13 protein-coding genes are annotated in these 22,373 nt (G+C 34.3%); 4 read left to right on the top strand and 9 right to left on the bottom strand.

Annotation, left to right across the window (positions count from 1 at the left end; translation table 11 throughout):
- Positions 1-130: 130 nt before the first annotated feature.
- Positions 131-1,141: a 2-hydroxyacid dehydrogenase gene (locus OM075_RS21285; protein ID WP_301192574.1), complete on the bottom strand. Its 1,011-nt coding sequence runs from the start codon at positions 1,139-1,141 to the stop codon at positions 131-133.
- Positions 1,142-1,419: 278 nt separating this feature from the next.
- On the bottom strand, positions 1,420-2,628 hold the full coding sequence (locus OM075_RS21280) for a cation:proton antiporter (protein WP_301192573.1): 1,209 nt from the start codon (positions 2,626-2,628) through the stop codon (positions 1,420-1,422).
- Between the two features lie 660 nt (positions 2,629-3,288).
- Between OM075_RS21280 and OM075_RS21275 the strand changes: the two genes are divergently transcribed.
- The 4 genes from OM075_RS21275 (at position 3,289) to OM075_RS21260 (ending at position 10,097) form a co-directional block, all read left to right on the top strand.
- A complete protein-coding gene (locus OM075_RS21275) occupies positions 3,289-5,718 on the top strand; it encodes a TonB-dependent receptor (RefSeq protein ID WP_301192572.1) in 2,430 nt (809 codons plus the stop codon).
- 18 nt (positions 5,719-5,736) lie between these two features.
- Positions 5,737-6,963, top strand: coding sequence for a DUF4374 domain-containing protein (locus tag OM075_RS21270; RefSeq protein WP_301192571.1), 1,227 nt, complete (start codon positions 5,737-5,739; stop codon positions 6,961-6,963).
- Between the two features lie 376 nt (positions 6,964-7,339).
- Positions 7,340-8,524, top strand: a complete 1,185-nt coding sequence (locus OM075_RS21265) for a PepSY-associated TM helix domain-containing protein (protein ID WP_301192570.1) — start codon at positions 7,340-7,342, stop codon at positions 8,522-8,524.
- A gap of 1 nt (position 8,525) precedes the next feature.
- Positions 8,526-10,097, top strand: a complete 1,572-nt coding sequence (locus tag OM075_RS21260; RefSeq protein WP_301192569.1) for a flavodoxin domain-containing protein — start codon at positions 8,526-8,528, stop codon at positions 10,095-10,097.
- Here OM075_RS21260 and OM075_RS21255 read toward each other — a convergent pair.
- From OM075_RS21255 to OM075_RS21225, 7 genes are all read right to left on the bottom strand, one after another.
- Positions 10,091-10,888, bottom strand: a complete 798-nt coding sequence (locus OM075_RS21255) for a hypothetical protein (protein WP_301192568.1) — start codon at positions 10,886-10,888, stop codon at positions 10,091-10,093. The two genes, OM075_RS21260 and OM075_RS21255, sit on opposite strands and share 7 nt — an antisense overlap.
- Positions 10,889-11,041: 153 nt before the next feature.
- On the bottom strand, positions 11,042-12,283 hold the full coding sequence (locus tag OM075_RS21250; RefSeq protein WP_301192567.1) for an MFS transporter: 1,242 nt from the start codon (positions 12,281-12,283) through the stop codon (positions 11,042-11,044).
- A 230-nt stretch (positions 12,284-12,513) separates the two neighbouring features.
- Positions 12,514-14,724 carry a GH92 family glycosyl hydrolase gene (locus OM075_RS21245; RefSeq protein WP_301192566.1) on the bottom strand — a complete coding sequence of 737 codons (2,211 nt, stop codon included), beginning with the start codon at positions 14,722-14,724 and terminating at the stop codon, positions 12,514-12,516.
- Positions 14,725-14,846: 122 nt separating this feature from the next.
- A complete protein-coding gene (locus OM075_RS21240) occupies positions 14,847-15,818 on the bottom strand; it encodes a glycoside hydrolase family 130 protein (protein WP_301192565.1) in 972 nt (323 codons plus the stop codon).
- A 25-nt stretch (positions 15,819-15,843) separates the two neighbouring features.
- The gene (locus tag OM075_RS21235; protein ID WP_301192564.1) at positions 15,844-17,118 is read right to left on the bottom strand and encodes an MFS transporter; all 1,275 of its coding nucleotides are present in this window, start codon (positions 17,116-17,118) and stop codon (positions 15,844-15,846) included.
- Positions 17,119-17,311: 193 nt separating this feature from the next.
- Positions 17,312-19,564, bottom strand: coding sequence for a GH92 family glycosyl hydrolase (locus OM075_RS21230; protein WP_301192563.1), 2,253 nt, complete (start codon positions 19,562-19,564; stop codon positions 17,312-17,314).
- A gap of 59 nt (positions 19,565-19,623) precedes the next feature.
- Positions 19,624-21,936, bottom strand: a complete 2,313-nt coding sequence (locus OM075_RS21225; protein ID WP_301192562.1) for a GH92 family glycosyl hydrolase — start codon at positions 21,934-21,936, stop codon at positions 19,624-19,626.
- Positions 21,937-22,373 lie beyond the last annotated feature (437 nt).

The raw sequence follows: 22,373 nt of genomic DNA, 5'->3' as shown, positions 1-22,373 counted from the left end.
TGCAATATATTCTGGGGATTCTTTTTTCTTTTCTGCCATAAGTCACAATATTAATAATTTGTTGCTTACAGACAGTGTTTATTTTACATCCTCTTCTGTTTTATATGATGCTATTATATTTTAATTGTGTTTAAGCCTTTGATGTTTTTTTAGGTAAAACAGTGTTAGGACTTTCACCATCTTTAAAAAACATGTTAATGTTTTCGAAAGTTGTTTCTGCAATATTTAATATAGCTTCTCTGGTAAAAAAGGCCTGATGTGCTGTTATTAATACATTAGGGAATGTTTGTAAACGCACAAATTTGTCATCCTGAATTACTGTTTCTGAATGATCTTCAAAAAACAACTCTTCCTCCTCCTCGTAAACATCTAAACCTAAATAACCTACTTTACCTTTTTTTAATCCGGCAATTACTGCGTCAGTATCAATTAATGGTCCACGACTGGTATTGATAATCATGACTCCGGTTTTCATTGAAGCAATAGCATATTCATTAATCATATGAAATGTTTCAAATGTTAACGGACAATGCAACGAAATCACATCACTATGCTTATAGATTTCCTGCAAATCAACGTATTCTATTCCTGCAGCTTTTAGCTTTTCATTTGGAAATTTATCATACGCAAGCACCTTACAGCCAAAACCTTTAACCAGATTAATAAAAATCTCTCCAATTTTACCTGTTCCTATTACACCTACTGTCTTTCCATGTAAATCGAAACCTAAAAGTCCATCCAATGCAAAGTTACCATCACGAACCCTTGTATATGCTTTATGAAACTTACGATTTAAACTAAGTATCAAGCCCAGTGTGTGTTCTGCTACTGCATAAGGAGAATAAGCAGGAACACGAACAACGCTAATACCGTGTTTTTGAGCAGCTTCGATATCAACATTATTAAAACCCGCACATCTTAATGCAATTTGTTTAACGCCGTTTTCTTTTAATCCTGTAATAATTTCCTCATCCACGGTATCATTTACAAAAACACATACAGCATCAAAACCTTTGGTTAATGGAATCGTCTTATTATAAAGTCGAGCCTCAAAATAAGTGATATCAAATTTATATTTATCATTCAATTGGTTAAATGAATCAACCACCCATTTACGACTACTAAATACTGCTAATTTCATTCTTGTTTGTTTATTTTTTGTCATATTTTGAATACTCTTTTTTCTGTTTCATAAAAAACAATGTTCCGATAAACATGTTCGTTTGTTAGGATGGTAAAAAGCACGAAACTATTAAATATCTATGATTAATAGTTCATGATTTTAATTTATCGGTAGATTTAGATGAATCAGTTTTTTTCAATGGTTAGTAAGTACAAAGAAAACAAATTCATGAATTATTTTACATGATAAATTTTATGCTCTGAGCGTTTTTAAGATAAATTAAACTTTCTTAAACGCTATATTTCTTCAGCCTTTTTAAGTGTTAACCGGGAAATAAGCGGACCTGATATTTCATGAATTAATGCAGCTCCAATAACTACTCCAATAATCAATGAACCAATACTGACATACTCTGGATCTTTAGTTAAAAGAATGGATAATCCTATTACAATACCACCCTGAGGAATTAAACCTCCTGCAGCAAACTTTTTAATTTTTGGATCGGTATTAAGTATAGAAGAACTAACAAATATTCCACCGTACTTACCAATTGCCCGTGCTACTATATAAATGGCTATTAACAATACACTTCCTGCCACTGAAGATAATTGTAAGTGCAAACCGGATAAGGAAAAGAAAATCACAAATATCAACTCGTCAGTATAGCGCTCTATCAACTTAAATATTTTATCGGCCATAGGATTAAAATTAGTTACCACAGCACCTAAGGCCATTGAAGCCAATAACGATTCAAAGCCAAAGTAATCAGAGATACCATAAGCAAATAAAATCAATCCGAAAGTAAGTACAATTAATGAACCTTCTGTTTCCTTTTTAACCATTTTTACAATGAAGTAAAACAACAGCCCAATAGCAGCTCCAATTAACAATGCAAATAAGATATCCATGCCCATATCTGCCAGTTTTGTTCCTAACTGGATATCATGATTTCCTAAGAAGAACGGTGCAAAGGCAGCAACTAAAGTATAGATAATGATACCTACAATATCATCAAATGCTGCTATTTGTAGCATAGCACTACTTACAGGTCCTTTAGCTTTATATTCATGAATTACAGCAAGCGTTGCAGAAGGATCTGTTGGTGCAGCTAAAGATGCGAGTAAAAGACTGATGGCGATGATGATATAAATAGAACTATAAACATTTGAAAAGAAATATAACCAAAGCGCCATAAACACAAAAACCGACAAAAAAGCAAATATGGATTCACTCAGGGTAAGCCATAAAACAGTTTTGCCTGTGGCTTTTAAATTTGAAGCAGACAAACTCCCCCCGATAGAAAATGTTATAAACGACAATGCTATTGTTAATAATGGATCTGTATGAACAACAAATTCGTTATTCATAATTCCTGTAACATCAGGATTTAACAAGATACCTGCTAAGATATACCCGGAGATTTTGGGTAGTTTAATTTTTTCGGCTAGTTCACCCAGAACAAATGCGGTAAAAACCAGCACACCAATACTTAATATAACATTCATAACTAATATTTTATCTGTATCTATCACCGAATCAACACTGTGTTAATCCGATGAATCAAATAAAGTCAAACTTTGTTGGCTTATTGTAAGTATTTATTTTAGTAAGCAATCAGTAGTAAAATGTAAAAAGTGACTATTGCATTGTAATAAGAATAGCCTTTTATAATAAGCTTATTAAAATAGATATTTGAATTATCCTTTGTTGAATATTAAAACAAGTGATTCAAACTAATGTTTATAGATTATTGAACTTTCTTGTCTTATTCTTCAAAATTACGGTCTATAAAATTTCTTTCAAATTTTACCACGTTAATATTTCCTTAAAAAGATCATGAGTTGCTTACTATTTATGATGAAAACAAGCCCATTAATTCTTAAAATATATTAACCTATCGTTTTAATAGCTAAATATTTAAACCTGCCACTCACTAACATTAGGTATTGAGTTACCCCAACCTATAACTGTTTAATTTTCAATGCACATCGACAATTAGTTCAACTATTAAGATTCATTCTTAATAGAAACAAACCCCCAAGTAGCCTTATAAATTTCTGTTTAACTATTTCGATACCTATTTTATGGGATTGCTCACTTTTTATGGTGAATCTACTTTTGGGCATCGAAATTAAAAATACGTAGGAGTCAGATATTTTCGGAAGATGAGAAAAGCGAGCTTGAGACTTATTGGAATACTATTTATCCTGGCCATTTATGCAATTAATGGTTATGCGGAATTGAATATTAAAAATAGCAGTAAATTATTTGGTACGGTTAAGTCAGCACAGGGTGAAGCTTTAACTGGAGTTAACATCATTATTTCCGGCAATAACTTTTTTAAAGGAACGGTCAGTGATATCGATGGAAAATATGAAATAACAACTATTCCCTCGGGTGAATATATTCTGAAAGCAACTTTTATAGGTTTTAAACCTATTGAAATACCTATTACAATTGATGGCAACCAGGATTACAAAACAAATTTAAACCTCAATACCGACAACTTTAAACTGGAGGATATTCAGGTAAATGGAAAATCCATCCTCACCAAAATTTCAGAAGCGCCTTTTGAAGTGGCTGCAGTTTCTACCGCAAAAATTCAGAATAGCACTACTGATGTGAAAGCCATTCTGAACAAAGTTTCCGGAGTAAGAATTCAGGAAGAAGGCGGATTGGGAAGCAACAGTACTTTCTCTCTTAATGGGTTTTCGGGCGATCAGGTTAAATTCTTTCTTGATGGAATTCCTATTGACAATTATGGTTCATCGTTTAGCCTGGGAGATATTCCTGTAAATATGATTGAACGAATTGAAGTTTATAAAGGAGTAGTTCCTGTTTGGTTAGGTACTGATGCTTTAGGTGGTGCAGTAAATATCATTACCAATAAAAAATCAAAGCTCCTGGATTTTTCCTATTCCTATGGATCATTTAATACACACAGAGCATCGGTAAACGGAACTTTCACCAATGAAGAAACTGGTTTTATGCTTAAAGCAAATGCTTTTTATAACTATTCCGATAATAACTATAAGGTAAATGCTCCTATCACAAACAGTAATGGGAATATTGTGAATTACCAGGATGTAGAGCGTTTTCACGACAGGTATAAATCAGGCACTGTAAAAATTGAAGCAGGAGTCACAAATAAATCATATGCTGATAAATTATTGTTTGGTATAATGGGATCTGCCAATGATAAGCAAGTGCAGACCGGAGTTACTATGCGCACTGTATATGGAGGAATTGTAACCAATAGCCAATCATTTACTCCAAGTATTAAATACAGCAAAAAAGATTTATTTACAGAAGGTTTGGATATTAGCTTTTCTGCAGCCTACAACAGTTCAGAAAGTCAGGTAATTGATACTTTAAAAGGTATAACATATAACTGGCTGGGAGAACGGTTTGTTTCCACAACATCAAATGGACAAGTGTCTGAGGATGGTGAGAACTACAGAACATTTACCACGTTAAACGATGATGACATTTCATCGCAATTAAACCTGGGTTATCAAATTAACAAAACAAGTTCTGTATCCTTGAATTATGCTTATAACTATTTCCACAGAAAAGCCTTTGACAAGGAACATCCAGATGAAATAAGCAACCTCTTCCCTAACGCCTTAAACAAGCATATTTTGGGTTTCGCTTATCAACTTAATTTGAATAAGAAATGGAATACAACGGTATTTGGCAAGATGTATCATTTGAATACAAAAGCATCCAGAGTTGAGGATTTTGCGCTGGAAACGCAACGTACTATTGAATATAGAACCAATACCAACAACTGGGGATATGGAATTGCATCTGCCTATTTCATTTTACCAGAATTACAAGTAAAAGCATCTTACGAACATACTTATCGCTTACCTAAGCCAGAAGAGTTATTTGGTGATGGCTTATTTATTCAGGCTAATTCTGATTTAGGACCGGAACAAAGTGACAATTATAACATTGGAGCAAACTATAAGTACACCTTCAACTCCAATCATCATATTAAAATAGGCGGAAGTTACATCTATCGTAATGCTAATGATTTGATACATACGGTTGCTGTTTTTGCCAATCCACAAACACACTTCGATAATTTAAGTAAAACCAAAGCATGGGGTATTGAAGGAAATGCCGAATACAACTGGAAAGAGATTTTTCATTTAAGTACAAATATTACTTATCAAAAAATTACGGATCAGGCCAAAAGAGTTTACAACGAATCCTACACAGGAACAGGTTGGCAAAGAAACTTTCATTATGGATTCAGGGTTCCGAACATGCCTTATTTGTTTGGAAATATAAACGCTGGATTCAGCTTTAATAATGTATTGCTATCCGCATCAAAACTCGACTTTAATTACCATTTAAATTATGTTGACGAGTACTTTTTAACATGGGCAGAAATGGGAAGTAACAATGAAGATTATGTGATTCCACAACAAACATCTCATGATATAGAACTTTCATACAGTTTAAAAAACGGAAAATATAATATAAGCGCAGAATGCAGAAACTTATTGGATGCTAAACTATATGATAAGTTCTATTTACAAAAACCTGGCAGGGCATTCTATATTAAACTAAGATACAATCTATAATAATTAAAAAACACAAATATGTTTCAGATAAAAAACGTTGGAAAGTGGGCCTTATGTGGTCTTATGTTTTGCTCGAGCTTGCTTTTTACAGCTTGCGATGATGAAGATAATAATAATGAATATAACGGAGAGGATGCTTTTGTTTTAACAATGGCTATACAAGGAACCGATGGAACTTTTACCTACTATACCACTCAATTTGAGGATGTAATGAGTGGATCACTTTCTGCATTAGGACAAGGTGTTGCTCAACCGGGTTATTATACCTACAATCAAATTGATGAGCGCATTTATTGCATGGGAGGAATGGGAGAAAACAACCTGGTTGCTCTGGAGAAAAATACTGATGGTGCACTTGAAGATATTGGTGGCATTGCAAGTTTTGATAACAGCATATCTGAACTACTTGAAACTGAAGATGGTCAGCTATTGGCTGTTGAAGTAGCCAATACTTCGGATATTATTTCTTTTCAGCTATTGGATAAAGAAACGGTTACAATTACAAAAACAGTGAATACTGCAATCACTGATATTACAGACCAGGTGGCGCCTACTTATAGTGGATTGGTTCAAAGTGGCAACTATGTTTATTTGAGTTATTATATCAGCGATCCAACAACTTATGCTACAAACTATACAGATATGGCTCGTATTGCAGTTTTCTCATATCCGGAATTGGAGTTTGTAAAAGAAATTACAGATACAAGAACAGGTCCTATTGGTGGTTTTAACACTAAATCGGGCTTAATTAAAGACGAAAATGGCGATATCTATGCTTTATCTCACTCAAATCCGGCTAACGGTTACAGTCAGACGACAAAAGATGGTGGCATTTTAAGAATTAAGAATGGAGAAACAGCATTTGATCAGGATTACTTTTTTGATATTGAAGCTGCCACTGAAGGAAAAAATACAGCTCACCTGAAATATATTGGCAACGGAAAGGCTTTTTCTTTAATAAATCAGGATGATAACAGTGAACAGGCTGCCTGGTCGGATGGTCCATTAAAAGCTGCAGTTATTGATTTATACAACGGAACTGTTCATTATATCGATGGAATTCCGGAACATGCGGGTACAGGAAGAAAGTTGGCATCTACAGCATTATATGATGATGGCAGTATATATTTATGTGTTCCTGAAGATGTTTCTTTAAATGTTTACAGGGTTGATACAAACAACTATACTGCAACAAAAGGTGCTGAAGTTGAGGCTAATTTTGTAGCAGGATTCTTCAAATTGTAATCATATCTATATTAAAATACCAGCTCATGTAGTATTAATACTGAGCTGGTATTTACAATACGATCATTTACAAACCTATTTATTAACTAAAAAGGAATGTTTCTATAAAAACAAAGCACAAGTTACAATCTTGCGCCAGTGTTAGCCAGTCCGAGTTATGGTTCAAGTTTAAAACCTGGACCTTTCAATAAAACAATATCATTAAAAACCTTGTTCTTGTTCATGTTTGAAACTTTTAGTACTGATACTTGTTCTGGTTCATGTTTGCAATTTGGACTATTTAATTAATCAACTTTATTAAAAACTTATTACATCTTTTAAAAACTCAGACAACAAAACAGAAAACAGAAAACAGAAAATTTGACAAGCAAATACAATGACGCAATTAAAAAATAAATTCAGATCAATCAATAACTGGCTGCACCTATGGTTGGGGCTTTCCTCGGGTATTATTGTTTTTATTGTTAGTATTACAGGATGCATTTATGTGTTTCAACAAGAGATACAAAATACTTTAGAACCATGGCGTTTTGTTAAGCCACAAAATGCCCCTTTTGCCCCTCCTGGTCAGTTGATAGATACTGCAAAAACTTATGTACATGCACAAACGCCCACTGGTATAACCTATGAGGGTAAAGATGGGGCTGCTGCTGTTGGCTTTTGGATGATGAATGAAGGTAAACGCGAATTTGAGGTCGTTTTTATGAATCCATACACTGCCGAATTTATAAAGAAAGAAACACCTTTGGCTAAAGGTGAGTTTAATTTCTTTCGTTTTATTTTGAATGGTCATCGGGCTTTGTGGTTACCCTATACCATCGGTCGGCCAATTGTAGGTTCTGCAGTCCTTATTTTTGTGGTGCTGCTTATTACCGGATTAATCATGTGGTGGCCTAAAAAGTGGAATAAAAATTCTGCTAAACTCAGTTTTAAAATAAATGCAAAGAGTGGTTTTAAACGTCTGAATCATGATTTGCACAATGCGCTGGGTTTTTATGTTTTTCTATTCGCTCTAACCATTGCTATAACAGGACTTACCTGGAGTTTTCAATGGGTGGACAACGGATTGTATTATTTGACATCAGGAGGAGAAAGTAAGGCAGACCATGAGCACCCACACTCTGATGTATCTCTTAAAAATATAGCATCGACAGATACACTATCGGCCATTGACAGGGCTTTTTATTTAGCATTACAAGAACAGCCTAAGCCGGAAAGAATTTATATGTCGCCATCATTAAGATCAGAAGAAGAATCCATAAAAGTTATTTTATACAAACACAAAGGAAAGTTCTATCATCATAATGAATATTTCTTTGATCAATACACATTAAAAAAGATTAAGGTAGAGAAATACGATGAAGCTTTATTTGCCGAAAAGGTAGATATGATGAAGTATGATATCCACACCGGAGCCATTTGGGGTTTACCAGGTAAAATCCTTGCATTTTTTGCAAGTCTGATATGTGCCAGTTTACCTGTAACTGGTTTCATTATCTGGATAAAAAAGAGGAGTAACAAGAAAAAGCAAAAACAATCATTATCATCTCATTTTAATTAAAATGTTTAACGGAATATTAAAAAAACAAGATGACTCTGTTTATAAAGATGGAGTGATCATATTATACGGAACAAAAACCGGGAATGCCAAAGTAATATCAAAAGAGCTAAAAAAGCAATTGAAAAAATTGGATATCAATCCGGTTACAATGAATATGAAAAAAGCAGATACTTCCATTCTGGAAAAGGTATCTAAAGCTTTTTTTATTGTGAGTACGCATGGCGACGGAGAACCACCTGCTTCAGCTAAAAAGTTTTTTAAACAGCTTCACTCCAATAAAATGAGTGCACTGAATCATTTGGACTTTTCTGTTTGTGGATTAGGTGATTCATCTTACGACGAATTTTGTGAAGCATCTAAAACACTAAATAAGCAATTGCTTAAACTTGGTGCAAACGCTATTGTAAAAAGAGCTGAATGTGATGCTGATTTTGGTAAAACAGCCGCCAAATGGATCAAGAAAATTAAAAATCAGTTTGAGTCATCTGCTGAATCGGTAATTGAAGAAGAAAACATCTCATTTGCTACCAATGATGAAAATCTTTATGAAGGTAAATTAGTTACTTGTGAAAAATTATCAAAAGCTGAGAATGGGAATTACACTTATCATATTGAATTAAGTGACTTTAATAAACCCATTTCTTTTTATCCGGGGGATTTGATAGAAATTATGCCTAGTAATCCGTTATGGCTGGTTGAAGAAATCGCACAAAAATTAAATGCTCCAGAATTTAATGATGAGTTGATTCATCGTAAGGAGATTTGTCGCCTTTCGCCATTAACCATTAAGGCATACGCCTGGCTGACAAATAATAAAGAAGTTGACACTTTAATTATTGACAAAGAACGATTAAAAAACTTTGTTGACAGAGCTAACTTTCTGGATTTAATTACTGATTATCCATTAGATTGCTCAGCCAGAGAAATTATAGACATATTACCAAACCTTACAGGTAGACAATATTCTATTGCAAATTACCCAACAAAATCAGATGATAGTTTACATTTAATGATTAAAACAGTTCGATTCGATTACAGAGAACGTAAACATGAAGGTGCAGCATCGGTATACACCAATGAGTTTTTAAAATTGGGTGAATCTATTCAGTTTAAATATATTAAGAGTAAAGAATATTATTTACCGCAAGATATTTCAACTCCATTAATACTTATTGGTGCAGGAACAGGCTATGCCCCTTTAAGAGGATATTTGCAGCAATGGTATATGCAAAAGCCATCATCAAAAGCATGGGTTATTTGGGGAGAGCAAAAACATAAATTATCTCATAAATACAATATTGAACTTAAAACATTACAAAAGAAAACCAAACTACTACATGTAGATTGTGTTTCGTCGCGTGATAAGGATACAAAAACATATGTTCAGGATCAAATTATGTCGAATCCAAAACAATTTATGAAATTCATTAAAAAAGGCGCATCTATTTATGTTTGCGGATCTAAAGAAATGGGCGCTGATGTAGAGAACACCATAGCCCGGATGTTAGAAAGCTCTAATACAACTTTAGATGCTTTAAAAAATAAAAACAGGTATATAACCAGTGTTTACTGATCTATACCCAATATATCTGTAATATCCCTTTGAATATTAGCAAGCTCTGAATGATACCTATCGGTATCCTCATTCAGAGCTTTGTATATTAACTTATACGATTTAATACGTAGCTGACAATATTTTATAAACTGGTTGTTTTGATCAATAAGCTCCTGATCTAAGCCCTCTATCCCATTCATCTTTTGCAGTAATAAAATATTTTTACCCCAAAGGTTAATTCCTTTTTCTTTTATAAAAGTTATCGCTTCTTCCTTTTTCTCTGCTTCTAATAAGTTGAATAACTCCATCGCTTCCTTTTCATTATTTTGAAACTGAACAATGCCATCATTATATTTTTCCAAATCAAAAGATGCTTCAGGCGTTGCAAAAGTATATCCTAAAATAACCACCATGTATATTACCATGTTTATGAGTCCAACACCTGCTGCTTTCCAGCCGGAAAAAAAGGCTCCTTCACTTTTCTGATGGGCTGCGATGTCTTTGCCCTGAAGTTTCTCTACAGTCAAGTAAATAATACCTGTATAGACCAATGTTATGATGAAGTTGGGTATTTTATCCATTACAGATTCAGGTATTGAAAAAATACCGGCAAAAATAAAGAAAGTGGCAAGTATACTAATGGCTAAGGCATGTTTACCATAATCATCATTCCCCAGATTTCTGAAGTTTTCACGTATTAACCATCCGGCAGCAATTGGTCCACCAATGTATGTAGCAATACCAATAGCGCGTTGGGAATAAAGCTTATATGAATTATTGATGTCAGCTTCTTGTTTTATTTCAGTCATAGTAGTAATGATAATCTCACGTTAATTAGATAACGCTAAATTATATAAATATCCTATAAAACAAAAAGGGCATCCATATGGACACCCTTTTAAATAAAACATACATAATTCACTTATTATAAAAACCGTTGTCTCTATATAAACAAGCTTTTATCATTTACGGATTTTACATCCTTTTAATGCGAAAAATAAAATATAAGCATACGCCGGAACAAAGATCCAATAGGCATTTTGATAATCAGATGTTGTAGCGATTTCTGAGCTTTTTAATGCATCGATTAACACACCGAAGATTAATGGTAAAACAGCTCCACCTACGATTCCCATAACCAATAATGAAGCTCCTGTTTTAGTAAATTTACCTAAGTCGGCAATGGAAAGCGGCCAGATTGCAGGCCACATTAATGAATTGGCAAAACCAATAAAGGCCATCATATAAATTCCGTATTCACCAGGTAGGTAAATGAGTAATAATGCAGCCACAATACCTATCCATGAAAACATTTTCAGCGCATTGGTTTGAGAAATAAACCTTGGGATCATTATCACTCCAAAAATATAACCAGCCACTAAACCCAGAGGCACGTACATGGCAAAATTGTCTAAATTAACATTGGCATCTCCAAATACTGTTTTTGCATATCCAATAATTGAAACCATTGGTAAGGTTTCAACACCGACATATATAAATAGCGCCAAAACACCTAATAACAAATGCGGAAACTGGAATACACTGGTCTTTGTATTTTTTGACTCTACAGTACTATCGTCTTCATCCTCTCCTTCAGCTTTTACTTCAGGAAGTGGCGCAAAAATCATAAAAACACCAAGAGCGACAAGGATTCCGGTAACAATATAAAATGGAAGAATCACATCATCCAGTTTTACATCCTTTAAATTTAAAAACAAACCTAAAAACAAGGATGACAACCACCAGGCTGCTTTATTCATGATACCCATTAAACTCATGCGCATGGCAGCACTTTCTTTAGGACCAATAATGGTAACATAAGGATTGACAGATGCCTGTAATAGGGTATTACCAATACCACCGATAAACAATGCAAGCAAAAACAACGGGAAACTTAATAGTTTTGAAGAAGGAATAAATAAAATCATTCCAAGAGCCATGATAAAAAAAGCAATTACCATTCCTTTTTTATAACCTACTTTTTTTATGATGGATCCTGACGGTGCTCCAAAAACTACAAATGCCGAAAATATAGCTGCTGTTACTAAATATGATTGAGAAGTAGATAAGTTAAATGCATCTTGTAAAAAGGGCGTTAAAAACCCACTAATTCCTACTCCAAAACCTATCACAAAAAACAAAATACTCACTATTGCTAATGGAAGTATATAGTTTTGCCTTGATAATTTATTTGTATTACTCATTTTCTAAATTATTAATTAATATAAAACGGTATAACCAGAAAATAACCACAGCATATAACCTACTATTATGGTTATATACTACAATATTTACCCGTCCTGAAATCAATCAGGACAGGAACATATGCTCAAAATAAGAGCTCAAATACTTGTTGGTGGTTAACGAAATTCTTCGGGATTCTATGAAGTTCGCTTTTGGGGTAATATGTAGGGGTAAATGTATTACCCCTTTGTTATTTTTTAGGTTGATTACCTAAGACAAAATGAAGTTCACCTCCATTCATAATTTGTGGATGAGTTAGAGTGTAGTCGTTTAACTCTTCACCATTTAAATACATTTGTTGAATGTAAACATTACCTTCCGACTGATTTTCGGTACTGATTACAAACTGTTTTCCATTACTTAAATTAATGGTAGCAGACTTAAACCAAGGCGATGTTAAACTGTAAACACCATTTGCGGGATTAACAGGATATACACCTAATGATGACATCACCATCCATGCCGACATTTGTCCACAGTCCTCATTTCCACAATAACCATCAGGTTTTGTTGAATACTGAGACGTGATAATCTTTCTTACCATTTCCTGTGTTTTGTAAGCCTGTCCTAAATCATTATATAAATAGGCCACATGATGACTAGGTTCATTACCATGAGCATACTGACCAATCATTCCTGTTGAGAAAATAGGTAACTCATCATTTTCATCGTTCTCAAAAGTAAACATCGAATCAAGCTTTGCTGTAAAAGCCTCTTTTCCTGTTAGGTCAATTAATCCTGGTATATCATGCTGAACATGCCAGAAATAATGCCATGCGTTACTTTCACAGAAGTACTCTGTATACTCTTTAGGATCAAATTGTTTAAGGAACTCACCTTTTTTGTTTTTTGGTCTGAAGAATTTAGTCTCTTCATCGAACAGATTCTTCCAATTGTCCGCTCTCTTCTTAAAATAAATATAATCTCTATCTTTATTTAAAGCTTTTGCAAACTGAGCAATACACCAATCATCATAAGCATATTCTAATGTTTTAGAAACACTCCAGTGTCCTTCTGATTCATCATCCATTGGAACATAGCCATACTTTTTATAATCAGGTAAACTCCACGCATCACTTTTTGCAGTTTCAACACATGCTTTATACACTTGTAATGTATCCATTGGTATTCCTTTAAAAAAGGCATCCACAATAACCGGAACAGAATGGTATCCGATCATCATATTGGTTTCATTACCAGCAAAACTCCAAACAGGAAGTAATCCTGTTTCGTTGAAATGACTTTGAAATGAAGCCACCATGTCCTTTACTTTTTCAGGAACCAAAATAGTATATAAAGGATGTGCAGTTCTGTATGTATCCCACAATGAAAACGTTTCGTATTTATTATAACCTTTAGCCAGGTGATAATTGCCATCAGCTCCTTTGTACCATCCATCTGTATCTGAGTGCAAAGATGGTGTTAAAAAGCAGTGGTACAGATTGGTATAAAATATAGTTTTCTGTTCTTTAGTTCCTTCTATCTGAACAGTACTAAGTATTCTTTCCCAAGTCCTTTGAGCAACATGAACCATTTTATCAAAATCCCAACCCGGGCATTCTGCTAATAAATTGTTTTCAGCACCGTCAATCGAATGAGATGATAAGGCTACTTTGATCATTACCTGCTCATCTTTACTGGTAGCAAAAGTAATTTCTGCTTTTGTTTTTGTAGCTTTAACTTCATGCCCATCAACAGCATCTAAACCATCATAAAGCTGAATATGCGCTATTGGCTTTGAAAATGAAATGGTGAAATGTTCACGTTGATCTGGTGCCCAACCTGTGGAATAACGATACCCTGTAATAGTAGTATCATTTTGTACTTTTAAATAAGTACTGGTTGGGGCATCCCAATTTAAGGCATAACCCAGATCTATAAGAATCTTAGATGCGGAATCTTTAGGGAAAGTATAACGATGCATACCTACCCTTTTGGTAGCTGTCAGTTCGGCCTTAATACCTGAACTTAACAAATCCACGCTATAATAACCAGGAGATGCAGATTCTCGTTCATGACTAAATTTAGAGTAAGGACGATACTCATCCTGATCTTTCCATAAATCATCTGTAAACCTGCTATTGTATGGCATAATCAAAATATCATATAAATCACCAGCTCCGGTTCCTGTAAGATGTTTATGACTAAATCCGGCAATAGTAGAATCTGGCCAAAAATAACCGGCGATGCGATCCCATCCTGGTAAACCATTATCAGGACTTAACTGAACCATTCCAAAAGGAACCACAGCCCCGGGATAAGTGTTACCAGGACCATCTGTGCCTACGAACGGATCCACATAATCAGTTAAATGACTAGTTGCAACAGATGCTTTATGTGGAGATTGACAAGAAATCAATAATCCAACAACAAAAATTAATATGAATGAAAATCTGTACATACTACTTAGTTAAAAGTTGAAAGTAAAAAGTCAAAAGTTGAATGCTTTTTCGCGCATAAAGTTATGCTAAAAAACATCTATAACACACTCAACCTTATGACTTTTTACAGTCAGTTATATCTTTAAATTGAATTATTTTTCACAAACTCAACAATCTCTGGTATACGACCAAATGCGATTCCTACCACAGTATCAGCAGCACCATAATAAATTACAACTTTTCCTTCTTCATCATGTAATGAAGCACATGGGAAAACTACGTTTGGTACATCACCGTTCATTTCATAATCTGTTGCCGGAGCTAACAAATAAGGTTGTGTTCTGTACAATACTTTATCTGGTTGTTCCAAATCTAATAATGCAGCACCCATTGAATAACGATATCCGCTACAAGTTTTAATTACACCGTGGTAAAACATCAACCAACCATCGTTAGTTTTAATAGGTACACCACCCGCTCCAACTTTTAAACATTGCCATGCACTATCTTCAAAAGGAGTAACTTTTAATACTGATCTGTGCTCACCCCAGAATTTCATATCAGGGCTATAGCTCAAATAAATATCTCCGAAAGGTGTATGTCCGTTGTCACTTGGACGGCTTAACATACAATATTTTCCGTTGATTTTTTCAGGGAAAAGTACACCATTTCTGTTGAAAGGTAAGAATGCATTTTCACATTGAAAAAACTCTTTGAAATCGAAAGTATAAGCGATACCAATTGTTGGTCCGTGATAACCGTTACACCAGGTTACCCAGTATCTGTCTTCAATAAAAGCCACACGAGGATCATACTTATAATCAGAATGAATCATCTCAGTGTTACCAGCTTGCATTGTGATTGGTTCCGGCTCAATTTCCCAGTTAATTCCATCCTTACTAAAACCAGCATGAATATTCATTTGAACAGCTTTATTGTCACATCTGAATACACCCGCAAATCCATCTTTATAAGGAACAACAGCACTATTAAAAATACTATTTGATGTTGGAGTTTCGTATCTTCCTATGATAGGATTCTTAGAATAACGCCATACCACGTCCTTACACCCCTCAGGTCTTTCTTCCCAAGGAATCACATTTTTTGAAACCATACTTGTAATATTTAATATTGTTATACTATTCGTCTTTTTGAGAATCACTATATGTAAACGGCACAAAATACGCTACTAACAACGAAGGTATAGTTGCTATCAGCACCCACATAAAAAACACTTTATATCCTAATAAGTCACTTAGATAACCACTCATCATTGATGGAATCATAAATCCAAGATTCATAATACCCGTAGCAAATGCATAATGAGATGTTTTATACTTACCCGGAGCAATTTGTTGCATCATAAACAACATTAATCCTACAAAACCAAAACCATATGAAAAATATTCAAATACAACCGCAATTGAAATAATGATCATACTATCTGGTTGATAATGTGATAGAAGTGTATACACAACAAATTGAACGTTAAAAATTACAGCTAAAGTAAATAGGACTCTTTTTAATCCTCTGGCAGAAATAAAGTAGCCACCTAATAATGAACCAATAACAAAAGCTGCAGAACCAAAAGTTCCGTACACTAAACCTATTTCTGAAGTAGACAATCCTAATCCTCCATCAGCTACAGCAGCTTTAAAGAATAAAGGTGCAATCTTGATAGCAAATCCTTCAGCAAAACGATAAAGTATAATGAAAATGATATACCATAAGATATACTTTTTCTTAAAAAAGGTTTTGGTAACATCCTTAAGGGTTGCAAATCCTTCTTTAAGTGATGAAACTTCAGCCGCATCACTTCCGGCTGGTAACATTTTAATATGATATAATCCCAGAACAAACATTACTGCACCATAGATACCCATAACGATCATCCAGGCGTATTTAACACCAAGAGTTTCTTCTAAATGACCAGCTAAATAAACCAATCCTCCTGTTGTTGCAATTTTTGCTATGTTATAGGCAGCTCCCTGCCAGCCAATATATTTGGCTTGTAATTTTGGAGAAAGCACACTTAAATAAACGCCATCTGTTGCAATATCATGTGTAGCACCACTAAAAGCAATAATGGCCAAAAACGCTATCGAATAACGAAAGAAATCATCTAAAGGTAAAGACAGTGCCACCAATGCAAAACATATACCTGTTACCATCTGTGTTACAACAACAAAATGCTTTTTTGTTTTAAACATTTCCAACACCGGACTCCAAATTGGCTTCAGTGTCCATGGTAACATAATTAATGAGGTCCATAAAGCAATTTGAGTATCGCTTATTTCCATACTTTCGTACATCAGAGCTGAAGCCTGAGCAATAGCAACAAAGGGCAGCCCCATAGCAAAATACACCGTTGGAATCCACCAGGCTGGATTCCTTTCCTTCGAATTTGAGTTCATTTATTTTATATTTTATATCCTTCTCACCTATCCTGCACCAATTCATGAAGTCTGACTGCATATACATTCAAACATTATCATCTGAATAATCGAAATGATTAAATGTATATGTAGTTTCTTATAAATTTAGCAGTATTGTATTCTTTCAATTTATACTATACCTAACAATACTATTCACAAAAAAGACTGAAATCTATTTTGTAATAATCTCCAACTCACCACCATTTACAATCTTATCATGCGAGATAAAATAAGATGGGTAGTTTGTACCATTTACCTTAATCTGATCAATGATTGCGTCACTTCCTGCACCTGCTTTTATAATGACAAATGACTTTCCTTTGTAATATTGGTTGTCCAATTCGATAGTTACTTTATCAAAAACCGGAGTTACAATAGTATAATTCATGTCTCCCGGGCAAACCGGATAAAAACCCATCATGCTATAAACCACCCATGCGCTCATGGTTCCACAATCATCATTTCCCGGAATTCCATCCGTAGCATTTTTAAAATAGGTATCGACCAATCTTCGTACCTGCTTTTGAGCTCTCCACTCTTCACCCTTCACATAATTGAATAAATATGGATAATGCATATCCGGCTCATTTGCCATATCAAACAATTGATCATCGAAAACCATTTGAAGTTTATTGGTAAACTTCTTACTTCCTCCGTTTAGTTTTATTAAACCTTTAATATCGTGAGGTACTCCAAAAGTATATTGCCATGCTGTACCTTCATGGAAACCATGAACTGGTTCAAAGTCTTTTCCCTGTAAAGGATCAAATTGATCTAAAAACTTACCGTCAGCTTTTTTAGGACGAAGTACGCCAAACTCTTTACTATAATAGTTTTTATACTGTTTTGACTGACTTAAATACTTTTTATAATCATCAGTTTTACCTAATGATTTTGCCATTTGAGCAAGGTTCCAATCTGCAACATACAATTCCAAAGCTATCGAAACTGAATTGTCGTAATCCTCTGTAAATGGAACATATCCATGCGCTAAATAAAAGTCGTTTTGCGTACGTATTTTATTGCTTTTTTCAGGAGTAGTAGCCGACTTGATCATCGCTTCATAAGCAGTTTCCACATCAAAATCAGTTAACCCTCTTAAGTAAGTATCTGTAATAACAGGAAAAGAAGGATCACCATTCATTGTGAATGTTTCTGTACTATTCAATTCCCATTTTGGTAACCACCCGCTTTCTTCATACATATCCACCATTGAACGAACCATATCCAGTTGCTGGTCCGGATAAACCAAACTCATCAACGGATGAAAATTACGGTAGGTATCCCAAAGTGAAAATATGGTATAGCGATTTCTATCCTTAACTTCACCTATACCATAAGTCTCCATTAAAGGATATTGTCCATTGGCATCATTTAAAATATTCGGGTGAATTTGCATGTGGTACAAGGCTGTATAAAAAACAGTTCTTTGATCAGCAGTTCCACCTTCCACTTTAATGCGTGATAAAGCAGTTTCCCATTTTTCTTCAGCTTCGTTTTTAGTTGCTGCAAAATCAAAGCCCTTAGTTTCAAACTCCAGGTTCTGGCGTGCATTTTCAATACTTACATAAGATACACCAACCTCAACCATTACAGCTTCACCTTCTGTGGTATCAAATGAAAAATATGCACCTATACTATCTCCTGAAACAGGGTATTGAAACTTCTCGTAATATTTAAATTTACCAGATGTACTTGACCAGTCTTTTTCAGCCTGAAGAGCAGGCATCTTTTTAAACACACCAAAGTTGGATGCTTTTTTACTAAAACGAGCTACAAAATAAACAGGACGCTCGGAATGACCGTAATAACAGAAGTTGCCTGTCATTCGATAACCTTCAACCTCTTTATCATTGACTGCTCTGATATAAGCACCACTCTCGTTGGTTAAACCATTACCCAAGTCAATAAGTATGTTCGATTGACCTTTAGGAAAAGTGAAACGACTTAATCCTGTTCTTGGAGTTGCAGTTACTTCTGCTTTAATACCATATTTATCCAAATCGCAAGTATAATAACCCGGATGTGCATTTTCATTGCTCATCACCGAGCCATACTCTTTTAGGTTTGCATTCACATCTCCTGTTGTTGGCATCACAAGAATTACTCCTAAATCAGGACACCCCACACCACTCATGTTTACATGCGAAAAACCGGTTAAAAACTTATTGTCGGCAGTATAAGGTGTTGACCACCATCTGGCATCTTTATCGTATTTATTAATAGCTGAACCGGTAACATTGAAAGGCACTACAGAAACCATTCCTTGTGGAACAACTGCACCCGGATTTGTAGTTCCGAAGTTCGTAGTTCCAATAAATGGATTCACATAATCAATATATTTTTGTGCATTAGAAAATTGTATCCCTAACACAAAGAATAGTAGTGTATGTAAAATTGTTAGTTTCTGCCTTTTATTCATCATCTTAAACTATTAATATTTCTAAGCTGTAAATTTCCTTTTTCCCTTCTCCTTGTTCCTAATTATTTACCTAATTCCAAAGTCATAGAATAAGGAACATCACTCTTCGTAACGCCTCTCTTTTCGTTAGGAACATTACTCATTTCAATCTCTATTTTTCCACCTTTTAATAGTTCTTCCTGTGTATAATAGTTTCTATCAATCACTTCACCATTAAGGCTGATACTATTTACATATACATTCTTATCGCTGTTATTTTGCGCTTCAATAACCAGATGATTACCACTCTCAAGCTCGATAGTAGCTCTATCAAATAAAGGTGATCCGATTACATACTGATCAGTACCAGGAGTTACAGGATAAAAACCTAATGAACTGAATACATACCATGCTGATGTTTGTCCATTATCTTCATCACCACAATAACCATCAGGTGTTGGTGTGTATAATTTATTCATCACCTCACGAACGCGTTGTTGTGTTTTCCATGGTTGACCAGCATAATTATATAAATACAACATATGTTGGATTGGCTGATTACCATGTGCATAATTACCCATATTTACGATTTGCATTTCGCGAATTTCGTGAATAGTAAAACCATAATATGAATTATCAAACACAGGAGGAAGGTCAAATACAGTATCTAACTTCTGTACGAAATTATCGTTACCTCCCATTAAGTTGATTAAACCTTCAACATCCTGGAAAACACTCCAGGTATAATGAATACTGTTTCCTTCAGTAAAGGCATCACCCCACTTTAATGGATTAAATGGAGACTGGAATTTTCCATCGACATTTTTACCTCTCATCCATCCTGTTTCCTTATCAAAAACATTGATGTAGTTTCTTGCTCTTTTCTCGAACAAGTCAATTTCTTCCTGTGGTCTGTTTAATTCTTTTGCTAATTTCCAGATACAATAGTCAGCATAAGCATACTCTAATGTTCTGGCAGTATTTTCATTGATATCAACATCATAAGGAACATATCCTAATTTGTTATAATAATCATAACCATATCGTCCTACAGACTTCACATCCGAATGCGAATTCTTGGTGTTTTTAATGATTGCCTCATATAAGGTGTTGATATCATATCCTCTTATTCCTTTTAAATAGGAGTCTGCAATTAATGATGCTGAGTTAGAACCAATCATACAGTCTCTGTGACCAGGACTAGCCCATTCAGGCAACCAACCACTCTCGTTATAAGTATTAACCAATCCTTCCATAATTTGAGAATTAAGCTCAGGATACATCAAGGTAAAAAATGGAAAGACGGCTCTAAAGGTATCCCAGAAACCATTGTCGGTAAACATATAACCATTTTCAACTTTTCCGTTATAAGGACTGTAATGAACAATCTGATCAGTATCGTTAATCTCATAAAACTTACGAGGGAAAAGTAACACTCTGTATAATGTTGAATAAAAAGTACGAATATGATCAATGTTACTTCCTTCAACTTTAATTCTTCCCAGTTCTTTATTCCAGATAGCTAATCCATCTTCTTTTACCTGATCAAAATTTTGATTTCCAATTTCTTTAGCCAGGTTTAATTCAGCTTGCTCAGGACTAATAAAAGATGAAGCTACTTTTACATGTACTTTCTCTCCTTTTTTAGTTTTAAAACCAACAACAGCACCTACATGATCTGCTTCACTAAACAATGAATTCTTTTGAAGTGTACTGTCTTTCCAGGTATGCATCACTTCAAAATCCTTATCAAACTCGGCTACAAAATAGTTGCAGAAATTATCAGGTACACCACCATGGTTATTTTTACAATACCCAATAATCTTTCTGTCATTAGGAAATAATTTTACCATTGAACCTCCTGCAAAACCATCTAATAATATATAGGATTGATCATTTTCAGGAAAAGTAAATTGAAAATAAGCCGCACGTTCTGTTGGAGTTATTTCAACTTTAGTATCATAATCTGCAAGATATACGCTATAATAATGAGGCTTTACTTCTTCTGCTTTATGCGAAAACCATGAAGCTCTGTCATCTTCTTTAATTTTTAAATCACCTGTTACAGCCATTAATGAAAACGCAGCATAATCGTTAATCCAAGGACTAGGCTGATGTGTTTGTTTGAAACCTGTAATTTGATGATCCTGGTATTTATATGTCCAACCATCTCCGAATTTAGCTGTCATCGGAGTCCAGAAATTCATTCCCCAAGGGCGCGCTATGGCGGGATATGTATTACCATTAGACAGTAAAAATTCAGATTCTGTTCCCATCTGTGGATTTACGTAAGAAACATAATCTCCGCCGGTCAGTTCCTGTTCTTTAACAACTGTATTACAAGAAATTAAAGCAACAAAAAGAAATACAAATGCAATTTTTAAAGCTGTCTTCATTATTTTTGATGTTTTTTTAATTATTTGCTATTTAAACTACTCTCCTACCGTTATAATAAATCCCTGTAAAACTGAATTTTACCTCCTCTGAGAAAAATATATAAATAGCTTCAATTTTATGAATTTAAAAATATACTTAAACAATTAACAGTGCAAGTTGATGTATTGTATCAAAACTGATATTTATTATTCTAATCCGTTGTATTTGTTCCTAAATTGCGAAAAAGTGGAATTCTTCCATTTTTTTATCATTTTATGGTGAAAAATATTACTTCAACACCAAACAAAAAGGTACGATAAAATGTATTAACAATATGTATTAAAAAAATTAATACTTTTGGCTAAATAAACCACTATGGACTGAAAGTCCATAGTTTTGAGCGACCTGAATGACTAAAAGTCATTCTTTAGCTCGTTTCTCATCTATTCTAAGATGA

Source organism: Plebeiibacterium sediminum, from assembly GCF_026013605.1.
GTDB lineage: Bacteria > Bacteroidota > Bacteroidia > Bacteroidales > Marinilabiliaceae > Saccharicrinis > Saccharicrinis sediminus.
This window is presented reverse-complemented; position numbering and strand designations above follow the sequence as displayed.